This window comes from Alphaproteobacteria bacterium (assembly GCA_030739735.1).
Taxonomy (GTDB): Bacteria; Pseudomonadota; Alphaproteobacteria; order UBA7887; family UBA7887; genus UBA7887.
Genome location: JASLYQ010000001.1, coordinates 239,404 through 250,975, shown reverse-complemented (window position 1 = coordinate 250,975; position 11,572 = coordinate 239,404). Strand labels below are relative to the sequence as shown.

Annotated in this window: 14 protein-coding genes and 1 tRNA gene; 8 read left to right on the top strand and 7 right to left on the bottom strand. The window is 62.1% G+C overall.

Annotated features, from left to right (window positions below):
* Nucleotides 1-67: 67 nt before the first annotated feature.
* Nucleotides 68-328 (top strand): transposase, encoded by a 261-nt coding sequence (locus QF629_01245; GenBank protein ID MDP6012161.1) that lies wholly within the window; start codon nucleotides 68-70, stop codon nucleotides 326-328.
* A gap of 39 nt (nucleotides 329-367) precedes the next feature.
* Nucleotides 368-529 carry a hypothetical protein gene (locus QF629_01240; protein ID MDP6012160.1) on the top strand — a complete coding sequence of 54 codons (162 nt, stop codon included), beginning with the start codon at nucleotides 368-370 and terminating at the stop codon, nucleotides 527-529.
* 553 nt (nucleotides 530-1,082) lie between these two features.
* On the opposite strand, the gene QF629_01235 is transcribed toward QF629_01240, so the two are convergent.
* Complete coding sequence (locus QF629_01235; GenBank protein ID MDP6012159.1) at nucleotides 1,083-2,870, bottom strand: DUF1446 domain-containing protein; 1,788 nt, start codon at nucleotides 2,868-2,870, stop codon at nucleotides 1,083-1,085.
* A gap of 108 nt (nucleotides 2,871-2,978) precedes the next feature.
* Here QF629_01235 and QF629_01230 point away from each other — a divergent pair, with 108 nt between their 5' ends.
* Together QF629_01230 and QF629_01225 are read left to right on the top strand one after the other, a co-directional pair.
* A complete protein-coding gene (locus QF629_01230) occupies nucleotides 2,979-3,770 on the top strand; it encodes a TIGR03084 family metal-binding protein (protein ID MDP6012158.1) in 792 nt (263 codons plus the stop codon).
* A gap of 165 nt (nucleotides 3,771-3,935) precedes the next feature.
* Nucleotides 3,936-4,838, top strand: coding sequence for a 3-methyl-2-oxobutanoate hydroxymethyltransferase (locus QF629_01225; GenBank protein ID MDP6012157.1), 903 nt, complete (start codon nucleotides 3,936-3,938; stop codon nucleotides 4,836-4,838).
* A 263-nt stretch (nucleotides 4,839-5,101) separates the two neighbouring features.
* Here the strand turns inward: QF629_01225 and QF629_01220 are convergent, their stop codons facing one another.
* Nucleotides 5,102-5,965 carry a sulfurtransferase gene (locus QF629_01220; GenBank protein MDP6012156.1) on the bottom strand — a complete coding sequence of 288 codons (864 nt, stop codon included), beginning with the start codon at nucleotides 5,963-5,965 and terminating at the stop codon, nucleotides 5,102-5,104.
* Between the two features lie 86 nt (nucleotides 5,966-6,051).
* Between QF629_01220 and QF629_01215 the strand changes: the two genes are divergently transcribed.
* The gene (locus QF629_01215) at nucleotides 6,052-6,489 is read left to right on the top strand and encodes an NUDIX hydrolase (GenBank protein MDP6012155.1); all 438 of its coding nucleotides are present in this window, start codon (nucleotides 6,052-6,054) and stop codon (nucleotides 6,487-6,489) included.
* Nucleotides 6,490-6,503: 14 nt separating this feature from the next.
* Here the strand turns inward: QF629_01215 and QF629_01210 are convergent.
* From QF629_01210 to QF629_01190, 5 genes are all read right to left on the bottom strand, one after another.
* Nucleotides 6,504-6,579, bottom strand: a tRNA-Glu gene (locus tag QF629_01210).
* A 142-nt stretch (nucleotides 6,580-6,721) separates the two neighbouring features.
* Entirely contained in the window at nucleotides 6,722-7,357 is a 636-nt protein-coding gene (locus QF629_01205; protein MDP6012154.1) for a rhomboid family intramembrane serine protease, read from the bottom strand.
* Nucleotides 7,354-8,397 carry a beta-eliminating lyase-related protein gene (locus tag QF629_01200; protein MDP6012153.1) on the bottom strand — a complete coding sequence of 348 codons (1,044 nt, stop codon included), beginning with the start codon at nucleotides 8,395-8,397 and terminating at the stop codon, nucleotides 7,354-7,356. The genes QF629_01205 and QF629_01200 overlap by 4 nt, the downstream gene beginning before the upstream one ends.
* Nucleotides 8,394-8,807 (bottom strand): M67 family metallopeptidase, encoded by a 414-nt coding sequence (locus tag QF629_01195; GenBank protein ID MDP6012152.1) that lies wholly within the window; start codon nucleotides 8,805-8,807, stop codon nucleotides 8,394-8,396. The genes QF629_01200 and QF629_01195 overlap by 4 nt, the downstream gene beginning before the upstream one ends.
* Before the next feature lie 5 nt (nucleotides 8,808-8,812).
* Nucleotides 8,813-9,100: a DUF6476 family protein gene (locus QF629_01190; GenBank protein MDP6012151.1), complete on the bottom strand. Its 288-nt coding sequence runs from the start codon at nucleotides 9,098-9,100 to the stop codon at nucleotides 8,813-8,815.
* 26 nt (nucleotides 9,101-9,126) lie between these two features.
* On the opposite strand from QF629_01190, the gene QF629_01185 reads away from it, so the two are divergent.
* From QF629_01185 to QF629_01175, 3 genes are all read left to right on the top strand, one after another.
* Nucleotides 9,127-10,101: an RluA family pseudouridine synthase gene (locus QF629_01185; protein MDP6012150.1), complete on the top strand. Its 975-nt coding sequence runs from the start codon at nucleotides 9,127-9,129 to the stop codon at nucleotides 10,099-10,101.
* Between the two features lie 140 nt (nucleotides 10,102-10,241).
* Complete coding sequence (gene rpoH / locus QF629_01180) at nucleotides 10,242-11,144, top strand: RNA polymerase sigma factor RpoH (GenBank protein MDP6012149.1); 903 nt, start codon at nucleotides 10,242-10,244, stop codon at nucleotides 11,142-11,144.
* Between the two features lie 45 nt (nucleotides 11,145-11,189).
* Entirely contained in the window at nucleotides 11,190-11,546 is a 357-nt protein-coding gene (locus tag QF629_01175) for a hypothetical protein (GenBank protein ID MDP6012148.1), read from the top strand.
* The last annotated feature ends 26 nt before the right edge of the window (nucleotides 11,547-11,572 follow it).

Below are 11,572 nucleotides of genomic sequence, written 5' to 3'. Positions count from 1 at the left end.
TGAGGTGGTCCCAGAAAATCGGACAGGTTGCTAAGGTGTATTCCGCCGGATAACGGAGGAATACGAGATGACAAAACGGCGCCGGTTCACGGCGGAGTTCAAGGCCCGGGTGGCGCTGGACGCGCTTCGGGGTGACAAGACGATCCAAGAGATCGCGGCCAGGCACAAGGTGCATCCGAACCAGGTGAGCACGTGGAAGCGCCAAGCTGTCGACGGTCTGGGTGAGGTGTTTTCGAACGGCCCCGACGGCGCCCTCCGAGACCATGAATCCGAGGTCCGCACCTGTACCCCGTCAGCGCTTAGTGGACAGATTGGGTTGATTTCCTAAGGGAGTGTTTCTGGCTCATCATTGCCAATTGAGGAGCAAATGATGAGACGAAAGAACCAACGTATTACCGATGACGCAGATCGGGTTGTGAAGGATATCAAGCGCCAGACGCGGCGGCGGTTCTCAGCGGAAGAGAAGATCAGGATCGTGTTGGCCGGCCTTCGTGGCGATGAGTTCTCGGTATCGACCGTCGATGTTTGACCACGACACGACGCGTCACCTCCATTTTCAAAATTGTCGCCACTAATTGTTGCTCTTGGCTTTGAATTAGGCAGCAGTCATGCCACAAGTTTTTCCGAAACACCAAAGAACGCATATATGCGGACCCCGGTCAATTGACTAAATCATTATTTATGATATATTATCAATTAGTTATATAGCTACTAGCATCTTATTAGGTTGCAGCCCCCTTTGTGGGCCCGAGAGAGAGTGAGATGCTGACGGTGAAGACCATCAAACCCCTCACGAAACAGCGCACCCTCGATGTGCACGGACTCTAGTTGTGTAGGTCGCGTTCGGGGGGCAAAAGCGGATTAATCGGTACCGTTGCCACGGAAGGTTTCGCGAAATGGGACTTGGCGAATACCCCGAAGTTTCTTTACGACAAGCGTGTATATGGGCTTACTAACACAGAAAAAATGAGAGCTATAAAACCACTAACTATCATTGAGCCTTTTATTTTTTCCCCTACTCACGAGTTCAAACGATATTTCTCAGACAACCTCTAACTCCATGGCGATTATACTGCTAGTGCCTACGTCTCTTCGACCAACGCGCGCGGCACGGGGATTGGCGTCTGCAGAAGAATTTGTGAGTAGCCCTTCGCTTGAGGATCATTGCGGAGCGACGCGATACCACCGCCACCGAGAACATCATCGAGCAGAAAGTTGATAGCACCAGTACCGGGTAGGTACCAGCGCCGCACGCTGCCTTCGAGAAAATGGGCGAAGCGGTGCGAGACTTCCTCTTCGGTTAGTGCCGCCCAGATCCAGGGCGCATAGTCCAGCTTGCGAGGCAGCACACCGATATTAGCCTTGTCACCCTTGTCGCCCGAGCGAGCGTAGGCGAGTTTGATGAGCGGCACCACAACAAAATCGTCCGCCTCGCCACAGGTGGGTGGCGAGGGCCGCGCCACACTCGCTTTGTCGAACGGTGTGCCGCTCTCCACCTCGAGCGCCATGGTCCTACCGTCGATAGCGAGCGACAGGGGTACGTCTGCCTTCGGCACTAACATGGAGAAAAGCCGCACTACCGGCGAGGGTCGCGAGCGAGCGCCGGCAAAACCCGAGAGCCCCGGTGGCGCTGACAGGCCGAGGCCCGTGATTTCCTTCAGAAGTATGGCGCAGGCGCCTGCGTCGCGGTGACGAGCGCCGATCTTGACCGCTACTTCGCGCGAGCCCGCAACCTTGGCCTCGTCGCCGTAATGGCTCTCGTCGCCGATCACCTCGATAAGGGTCTCGTCGAAATCGGCCGCGTTCGCACCGCGCAGTTTGCGCCGGGCCCGCTTGATCGCAGCGTCGGCAAAACTACGCGCCTTGGCGCCGGCGTCCTCGCCGTAGAAGAACCACACCGCGCCGGCGCGAAAGCCGTCGGCATAGGTGGCCGAGACCTTGTAGGTGTCGGGTGCTGGGAGGCCCGTTGCGCCCGCGACCCGCACCCTGTCGTCTTCTACCTGCTGCAAGGTCACGCCCGAGAAATCACAGACTACGTCCGGCAGCATATAGGCCTGGGGATTGCCGATCTCGTACAGCATTTGTTCGCCTACCGTGCCGGCGGTTACTGCGCCGCCCGAGCCAGCGGGCTTCGTGACCTCGAAGCTGCCGTCCTCGGCAATCCCGACGATGGGATAGCCGATATCGGCGAGACTGTCAGCGACGCTCTGCCAGTCGGTGTGGTTGCCGCCGGTGGCCTGGGGGCCGCATTCGAGGATGTGCCCGGCCAGCGAGCCGGCCGCTAACCGGTCATAGTCCTCACGGGCCCAGCCGAAGGCGTGGATGCAGGCGCCCAGCGTCACGGCACTGTCGACGCAGCGCCCGGTGATGACGATGTCGGCACCTTGCGCTAACGCCGCGGCGATGGGAAAAGCACCAAGATAGGCGTTGATGCTGGCGAGGCTTTCGGGATCGGGGAAGGTCGCGCCAGAAAACATATCAGTGCGGCCCTCGGCAGCTAGCTCTCCCGCCCTGTCGGCGATGTCGTCGCCGAGTACCACGGCGACGCTCAGGTCTAAGCCCTGCTTTTGAAGCAACGCCCGCACCGCTTCGGCGCATGCCTGCGGGTTCACGCCGCCGGCATTCGAGATGATCTTAACCCCCTGGCGAGCGATCTCTGGCAGATGCGGCTGCATGGCGTCATCCACGAAGTCGATCGCATAGCCCTTGGCTGGATCTTTGAGTCGCGCGCGCGAGAGAATCGACATGGTGATCTCCGCCAGATAGTCAAAAACGATGACATCGAGCGCGCACGTCTCGAGCAATTGTGGCACGGCCATATCGGATTCACCCCAATAGCCGCTCGCGCCGCCGATCCTGATGGTCTTCATTGGCCAATTTCCATGCCTGACGTATGTCGTTGCCCACTCTAGCAGGCTGTTAACACGAATCCGCGTGCTATCCTGCGCGCCTCATCAGGATGGCACGAGAGAGAAGCGATGCAGCAAGCCCAGGACTTTCGCGACGAATGCGACAGCTTGTTCGCGTTGGTGTCGGGACTCGACAGTGCGGCCATGGATGACCAGACCGCCTTCAAGGACTGGACGCCCAATACGATCCTCCGTCACCTGCATGTCTGGAATTGGGCGGCGCACCAGTCGCTCGGCGGCACGCCGGCTTTTGCCGAGTTCATGCAGGCCGCGGCATCACGGGCAAAGTCAGGCGTCCTGCCCGCCTTCGAGGCTGACTGGCTCGACGGTCTGACCGACGATGCCCTGTTGCGGGCATGGCGCCAGGAATACGAAGCGGTGGCGGAGAGCTTCGCCACGGCCGATCCCAAGCGGCGCGTAAAATGGGCAGGGCCGGACATGAGCGCGCGCTCGTCGATCACCGCGAGGCTGATGGAGACCTGGGCACATGGCCAGGCGATTTACGATCGCCAGGGTGTGGTGCGGCAGAACGCCGACCGCATTCGCAATATCGTGCAACTCGGCCTCAATACCTATGGCTGGACCTTCGCCAACCGCGGCGAGCCGGTGCCGGAGCCCGTCCCCCAGCTCATCCTCATCGGGCCCTCGGGCACCGAATGGGTCTATGGCGAGGACAACGCGGCCGAGCGCATCGTAGGCCTGGCGGAAGAGTTCTGCCAGGTGGTGACGCAGACCCGCAATATCGTCGATACTGCGCTCAGCGTCACCGGCTCTAACGCCATGGCCTGGATGGTCCGCGCTCAATGCTTTGCGGGTTCGCCCCAGGATCCGCCGACGCCGGGCACGCGCAGGACGGTATGACAGAGCGGAGGGTCACGCTGCACCTGGTGGCAATACCCGCGGTGAACGTTGCAGACAATATGCAGCTGACGGCCGACGACAAGCCCGCCAGCGCTGCCAGCTAGAGCATTCCGGCGGCCTTCGTTACACTGTGCCCGCAAAAATCGGGAGGCAAGGAGGCAGACCATGGCAAGCCATGCCACAGGCGATGGCGGCATTCCGCCGCGGGATGTGGACAAGCGCGGGCTGACGCGCATCATGACACTCGGCGGGGCCTACGGTACGCGCAACTACACTGTCCATGGCCTGAGGGCGCAGAAGGGCAAGCGGGTGCTGGTGGAGACCCTGCCCTTCTCGCCGGAGGAAGCAGCGGCGGCAGAGGAAGCGGGTATCGATACCATGAAAGCGCGCTTCGATCCGGCGCGACCCGATCTCACCGTGGCGGTGCGTCAGGCGGCACCCAACACATTCATGGCCTTCTCTGTGGCGCTGGTTGCGGCGGCCAGCGCGGACGAGGCAGTGCATCTCGGTTACGAGGCTATGGTGCTCGGCGCTGACGCCATCATGTGCCAGTGGAGCCCCCGCTTCGTCGCGGCGGCGGCGGAAGCAGGCATTCCCGTGCAGGGCCATGCCGGCCTGGTGCCGCGCAAGAGTACCTGGACGGGCGGTTTGCGCGCCGTCGGCAAGACGCTGGATGAGGCTAAGTGGGTCTATGAGGAGATCAAGAGGCTGGAGGACGCCGGCGCCTATGCGGTCGAGGTCGAGGTTATTCCTGAGGCCATTCTAAGGGAGATCAGCAAACGCACCACGCTGATGACCTCTTCGATCGGGGCGGGCAGCGGCGGCGATATTCAGTTCCTCTTCGCTGACGACATCCTCGGCAACAACCCGCCGCCATACCCGCGGCATTCCAAGCAATATCGCGAACTCTACAAGCTCAAACAGCAGATGCAGACGGAGCGCATCGCCGGCTTCAAGGAATACGCCGACGACGTGCGTCAAGGCCGCTTCCCGGCGCGAGAGCACATTCTCGAGGCCGAGGAGGCGATGATCGAAGCCTTCGTGGAAGCGGTGGATGGCCGTGGCTAGCGCGAGCCGACGTGGTTCAGGCCTTGTTATAGTCGTTGGGCATTGCGGGCAGAAACGATGGGTGCCAAGGAGGCTTGGTGAATCAGAGCGTGGCTCCGCGGGCGAGGCTTGGCATAGTATGCCGCGCCCTCGGCGAGACGATTAACGAGGGTCCTGAGCTTTCCGGGGAGATCCAGTGCTATATGATTTAGTGACAGTTACCTAAATTTCTATAATGCAGAAATCCTTGGAAATGGAAAGTAGTTAACTGTCACTAAATCATATTAGCCGGTCTCCATGGGCAACTGAGGGTCGTTGGCCCATTCCGACATCGAAGCATCGTATATGCTGACGGCCTCCTTGCCGAGGCGTGCCAAGGTGAAAGCGTCGCTGGTGGCAGCAATGCCGCCGCCGCAATAGATCACGACTTTTTCTGCGCGTAATGCCCCCACCTCGGCGAAGATGCTCTCGAGCTCGGGTAGGGGCCGGTAAGCCTTAGTCTCGGGATCGAGCAGCGAGATACCAGGCACGTTGATACTGCCCGGAATGCGCCCCGGACGACCATAGTTGAGCGCCTCGCTGCCGTCATGCTGGGTGGCGCGCAAGGCGTTGATAATGCAGGTACCCGGTGCTTCTATTGCCGCCAGCACGGTGGCGCTGTCGCAGAACAGGTGGGGGCGCGGTTGTGGTGTCAGGTTGGCCGTGGGGTAGCGCGTGATATCGTTGCTGACTGGCCAGCCTTCCGCCTGCCATTTGTCGAAGCCGCCGTCGAGCACCGAAGCACTGTCGAAGCCGATCGCTCGCATCATCCACCAGACCCGTGTCGCCCACATGATGTTGTCGCGGCTGTAGAGAACCACGTCGCTGTGGTCGCCTATGCCATGGGCGCTGAGGGTTTGTGCCAGCGCCTCGGGCGCTGGCATCATGAAATTGAAGCCCGCGGCCGAGTCCGACAGTTCGCCCGTCAGGTCGAGGAAGTCGGCGCCCGGAATATGGCTAGCCTCGAAGTCCTTGCGGCCGCTCTCTACACGGTAGATGCGTGGCGGATCGGGTCGCAGCCATGTGGTGCAGTCATAAATGCGCAAATCTGGATCGCCGAGGCGGGCCTCCAAGTCCTCGCCATTGATCAAAAGACATGCTGCGCACATGGCGGGGCTCTCCGGCTGGTTCACTGGCGAAGCGTACCGTATGCTGTCGCCCGCGTCACCGTGGCGCTGCAAATGAGCCGAGGATCATGCCCAGCCCTTCCCTTTGCATCAGCCAATGCGCCGCCCTTGCTTACCGCCGGCACGGGTTGGGCTTACAGATCGTGCTAGTTACCTCGATGGAGACGCGACGCTGGGTGCTGCCTAAGGGCAATATCGAAGACGGCATGACAGCGGCGGAATCGGCGGCGCTGGAAGCCTATGAGGAAGCCGGGGTCAAAGGCGAGATATCGCCCGAGCGCCTCGGCACCTACGACTACGACAAGTCCAACGGCAGCGGTGATGATCTGCGCCGCGTCGCCGTATTTCCTATGGCGGTGACCCGGATCCTGAGCGACTGGCCCGAGCAAGCGCAGCGCCGTCGCCAATGGATGAGCATCGAGGACGCCATTCTCGCGGTGAACGAAAAGCAGCTGAAAAGGCTGCTCGCCCGGTTCGCCGAGGCTCACGCTCCCCGAACATCCTAACCCCGTGAAAAGCTTGGTACGCCCAGGGGGAATCGAACCCCCGTTTCCGGCGTGAGAGGCCGGTGTCCTAAACCGCTAGACGATGGGCGCATGAGCAGTTCGAAGGGCCCTTACATAGCCGGCGCGCTGCGGCGGGGCAAGGGTCTCGGTTTGGCTGATGCGCGGGGAAATAGAGGCCTTGCAGTACCTGGACGCCAAAGACGACGGCGGCGGTACTGGCGACTAAGGTGGGTCAGCCCCGCGGCAGGCGCAGGATCACCCAGCCAGCCATCACGAGCCCTGCGGAGAGGCCACCAAGATGCGCCTGCCAGGCGATGCGCAGATCATCGATCATCGCCACATCGCCAAGCACGGCTAGGATGGCGTTGATACCGAGCAGGAAGCAAAGCAGGGCAAAGCCCGTTCGCCGGCCGCTCACGTTGCTGTGCCGCAGCATCAGCAGTGCCGCAGCCCCGGCCACGGCATGAACCGCATCACTGGCGCCGACTAGGTACGTCGGCATATTGTTGCCGAGTACTACCATTGCCAGGCCACCCGAGATAGCGCCGGCCAGCGCCAGCGCCACCAGCATGCGGCCGCCTAGGCCGCGTTCGACCGCCGTACCGAAAGCCAATAGCATGCCCGTATTGACGCCGAAATGAGCGAAGCCGTCATGAAGCAGCGCGTGGCCCGGCAGGGCCGCTAGGAGCATCAGATCAAGGCCCCCACCGGGGTCGAACTGAGTACGGAAGGCCTGTACGTTGAGCGCCAGGGTGCCGCCAGTTGTGCCCGGCCAGACCCCCAGCCAGAGGCTGAGCAAATAGCTGAGCAGCAGCAGCAGGCAGAGCCGTAACGTGACCGGCGGCACGTTGAAGACGGGCTCGCTCATGCTGCTGCCGTGGCTTGGGCCAGAAGCCACGCGATATCCGCCTCGGTGACGCAATGCGGCACCACAAGGCGGGCCACTAGGCCATCGCTGCCTGGCCAGCGATGGAACTCGACGCCGCCCGCCGCCAAGGCCTCGGCCAGCGGTTCGGGCAGGTAGGCGAAAACCTCGTTGGCTTCCACGGGGTGGGCAAGGCGTACACTGGGTAAGGCCGCTAGGCCCTCGGCGAGGCGTGCCGCCCCGGCATTGGCCTGTGCCGCGAGCCGCAGCCACAGGTCGTCTTCGACATAGGCCAGCAATTGAGCCGAAAGAAAACGCATCTTGCTCAACAGGTGGCCGCCGCGCATGCGCCGCCGACGCAGTGACTCGTGCGGCGGTCGCTCAGCGGTCGGACGAAAATCGACCACCGCCTCGGACATCATGCCGCCGTTCTTAGTGGCACCGAACGACAGCATGTCGACGCCGACACGCCAGCTCAGGTCCGCTGGCGAGCAGCCCAGCGTGGCTAGTGCATTGGCGAAGCGGGCACCATCCATATGCACCGCCATGCCGGCCTTCTTCGCGATAGCGGCAAGCTCGGCTACGGCCGCCGGCGCGTACAGCGTGCCCGCTTCCGTTGCCTGGGTCAGGCTGAGCACAGCGGGGACCGATTCATGTTCGCCGTGATAGCCGGTCGCCGTCAGGGTCTTGTTTACGGTTTCCGCCGCGATCCGGCCGTGCTCGCCGTTAAGGCCGATGAGCTTGGCACCTCCACTGTAGAACTCGGGCGCGCCGCATTCGTCGACATGGATATGCGCTTTCGAATGGCAATAGACAGCTCCATAGGGTGGTGCCAACTCGCCGAGGCAGAGGGCGTTGGCGGCGGTGCCGGTGGCCACAGGATAAACCGTGAGGTCGCACTCGAATAGCTCTTGGAAGCGCGTCTGCAGTTGCGCAGTATACCGGTCGGCGCCGTAGGAATGGGCGCTGTCGTGGTTGGCGTGGGCTAGCGCTTCGAGAATTTCTGGCGCGGCTGGCGATTCATTGTCAGAGCGGAAGTTCACAACGCAGCCTCCAAGGCGAGGGGAAGGGGAACAAAGGCGCCGTCGGCCAGCCAGTGTGCCGTGGTCTCAACCGCACGGCCATCGCGCACTGTGGTTATGAGCCAGATCATCTCGGGCTGCCAGGCCCGGTTAAGATCGTGCGCAGAGGGCAGCGCAGCGCTATCGGGGTGGGAGTGATAGACGCCGAGCAGGGTATCCTCCCCCTGGCGCAAACGCTTGTGCAAAGCAAGTAAAAGCCGGGGCTCGACCTCAAAGGCCCGCCGCGGGTTCTCGGCGACGTTGCCGCTGGCGTGCACCTCGCTGACCCGCGCCACCTCGCCCGTCCAGCGTCCAACCAGCAGGCCGCAGGCCTCGTCTGGATAGGCCTTCTCGCAGGCCATTTCGATCCAGCTCAGCTGTGATGCGGCCATATGTATCACGGCTTGAGCACCAGGGTCGTCTCGACGGCTCCGCTGCGCAGGTTCACAACCAAAATCTGGTCACCGTCAGGTGTTTCCAAACGCAACACTAAGCGCTGGCCATTCGGCACTATCTCAAGCAGTTTCGCACCGGCTGGGATTGCCACGTCGAGCCGTTCCGGCGCTTCTACGTCCCTGGCGCGGTCCTGGATGCGGTTGAACACCGTCACCACGATTACCGTGACACCGATGGCGATGAGCATGCCCATGCCGATCACCAGCGCTTTCAGAGCCTGTATATTCATGCGGTATATCCTATATCGATACGGCCATGACTGATCGCGACAGCTACGAAAGCACGATCCCCCAGGGTGCGCCACGCCAGCGGCTCGACCGCTATCTGGCTGACAGCTTGCCGGAGGTGTCGCGCAGCCGCATCAAGGCGCTGATCCTTAGCGGGCATGCTGCCATCGACGGCGCTGCGGTCACGAACCCCGCGAAGCCGCTGCGCCAAGGGCAAACGGTTGCACTCGGGATACCGGCGGCGACCCCGGCCGTGCCCGAACCGCAGGCCATTCCGCTTGTCGTGGTCTACGAAGACGAGGCGTTGGTCGTGGTTGACAAGCCCGCGGGTCTTGTGGTGCACCCGGCCCCGGGCAATCCCGACCGCACCCTGGTCAATGCCTTGCTCGCCCATTGCGGTGAAACGCTTTCTGGCATCGGCGGTGTGCGCCGTCCCGGCATCGTGCACCGGCTCGACAAGGAGACCAGCGGATTGATGGTTGCGGCCAAGACCGACACGGCCCATCAGGCCCTCGCGGCCCAGTTTGCCGCCCACAGCATCGCCCGCGCCTACGCCGCCGTGGCCTGGGGCGTGCCGCTCCCGCGCCAGGGCTCGGTCAGTAGTAACATCGGGCGTGATCCCCGCAACCGTAAGCGCATGACGATCGTCAGCAAGGGCGGCAAGCCCGCACGCACCGGCTATCGCGTGCAGTGTGTGTTTGGTGATGGTCTTGCTAGCCTGCTGCGCTGTCGTCTCGAAACCGGCCGCACTCACCAGATCCGCGTCCATATGCGCGAGATTGGTTGTCCCCTGGTTGGCGATCCGGTCTATGGCAGGGGCCGCAAAATGACACCGAAAGGCGCGCCTGAGGCCGCAATCGCCTTTCCACGTCAGGCCTTGCATGCTTATTTCCTCGGGTTCACGCATCCGTTGTCGCTCCGAACCTTGGGGTTTCGCTCAAATTTTCCTAATGATATCCAGCACTTGCTAGATTCGTTTGGAAAGGCAGAGCAAAAGTCTTAATTTTGCCTCGTTTCGCACAAATTCTCGTCGAACCCGGTCGCTTCAGTGGCAACCGTGATCCGAAGCCCCATATAGCACTCCATGATTTAGAGTGCTAAGGGCGCGGAACAGGATGCAACAGCGCCGGAGGTAAGCATGCTATGGTCGCGATGAAGCTCCCAACGGTCTCTTCGGAAGGCGGGTTAACCCGCTATCTTGAGGAAATTCGCCGTTTCCCCATGCTCAGCCATGAGGAAGAGTACATGCTTGCCCGCCGTTGGCACGAGCATGACGATATTGATGCTGCGCACACGCTGGTCACCAGCCATTTGCGCCTGGTGGCCAAGATCGCCATGGGTTACCGCGGCTACGGTCTGCCGGTGAGCGAGCTTATCTCCGAAGGCAATGTGGGTATGATGCAGGCGGTCAAGCGCTTCGACCCCGATCGCGGTTTCCGCCTCGCTACCTACGCCATGTGGTGGATCCGCGCCGCCATTCAGGAATACATTCTGCATTCGTGGTCGCTGGTGAAAATGGGCACTACGGCGGCCCAGAAAAAGCTCTTCTTCAATCTGCGTAAGCTCAAAGGACAGCTGCAAGCCATCGACGATGGCGATCTACCGGACGAGACCGTGAGCGAGATCGCGCGCCGCCTGTCGGTGCCGGAGGCCGAGGTCATCAGCATGAACCGGCGCATGGCTAGCGCCGACCATTCGCTTAATGCGCCGCTCAAGGTCGATGGCAACGGCGAGTGGATCGACTGGCTGGTCGACAACGAGGATGACCAGGAGACCCGCTACGCCGAGGAAGAAGAGCTGGCCCAGCGTCGCGAGATGCTGGCCGAGGCGATGGGTGCGCTGAACGATCGCGAGCGCCACATCTTCAGTGCACGCCGCCTCAGCGAAGACCCGCAGACCCTCGAGGAGCTGAGCCAGGTCTACGGCGTTAGCCGCGAGCGCGTGCGCCAGATCGAGGTGCGCGCTTTTGAGAAAGTGCAGAAGGCGATCCGTGACAGCCTTGCCGAGCAGGCCGCAGCCCGCGCCACCACGTTGGAAGACGCCTGAGCAAAATATTCCCTGGGCGCCGCGACTTGGTATAAGGAGGGCGCCATGCGAAAAATCGCCTTAATAGCGGCGGCGGCTGCCATGTTTGGCGTGGCCGCGGCCCAGGCGGGTGGGCATCTGACGGAGCGGCAGATGCGCGAGCTGGTGGCCGTCGCCATCAATGTCAGCATGGGGTTCGCGGTTCGCCCGGAGCACATCGACACTCCTGACAACGTCGAATCAGTCTACAGCACGGTGGCTGGCGCCTTGCGCGCCATTGGCCAGCGCTGCGCTGAGGTGGTGTATATTGAGCCGCCGGAAAGCGGCACCTTCTTTGACGTCATCTGCCGGCGGCGGCCAGACAGCGAGGTGACGACCTCGTATATAGTCAACACCGTCGCTGGCATCGCCAAGGAGCGCTGAGGCCGCTGAAAGTCGTGCTCGTAGTC

Bases quoted from the DNA above. Each gene is read 5' to 3' on its own strand.
- QF629_01245 (MDP6012161.1), top strand. From the start codon at position 68: ATGACAAAACGGCGCCGGTTCACGGCGGAGTTCAAGGCCCGGGTGGCG.
- QF629_01240 (MDP6012160.1), top strand. From the start codon at position 368: ATGATGAGACGAAAGAACCAACGTATTACCGATGACGCAGATCGGGTT.
- QF629_01235 (MDP6012159.1), bottom strand. From the start codon at position 2,870: ATGAAGACCATCAGGATCGGCGGCGCGAGCGGCTATTGGGGTGAATCC.
- QF629_01230 (MDP6012158.1), top strand. From the start codon at position 2,979: ATGCAGCAAGCCCAGGACTTTCGCGACGAATGCGACAGCTTGTTCGCG.
- QF629_01225 (MDP6012157.1), top strand. From the start codon at position 3,936: ATGGCAAGCCATGCCACAGGCGATGGCGGCATTCCGCCGCGGGATGTG.
- QF629_01220 (MDP6012156.1), bottom strand. From the start codon at position 5,965: ATGTGCGCAGCATGTCTTTTGATCAATGGCGAGGACTTGGAGGCCCGC.
- QF629_01215 (MDP6012155.1), top strand. From the start codon at position 6,052: ATGCCCAGCCCTTCCCTTTGCATCAGCCAATGCGCCGCCCTTGCTTAC.
- QF629_01205 (MDP6012154.1), bottom strand. From the start codon at position 7,357: ATGAGCGAGCCCGTCTTCAACGTGCCGCCGGTCACGTTACGGCTCTGC.
- QF629_01195 (MDP6012152.1), bottom strand. From the start codon at position 8,807: ATGGCCGCATCACAGCTGAGCTGGATCGAAATGGCCTGCGAGAAGGCC.
- QF629_01190 (MDP6012151.1), bottom strand. From the start codon at position 9,100: ATGAATATACAGGCTCTGAAAGCGCTGGTGATCGGCATGGGCATGCTC.
- QF629_01185 (MDP6012150.1), top strand. From the start codon at position 9,127: ATGACTGATCGCGACAGCTACGAAAGCACGATCCCCCAGGGTGCGCCA.
- rpoH (MDP6012149.1), top strand. From the start codon at position 10,242: ATGGTCGCGATGAAGCTCCCAACGGTCTCTTCGGAAGGCGGGTTAACC.
- QF629_01175 (MDP6012148.1), top strand. From the start codon at position 11,190: ATGCGAAAAATCGCCTTAATAGCGGCGGCGGCTGCCATGTTTGGCGTG.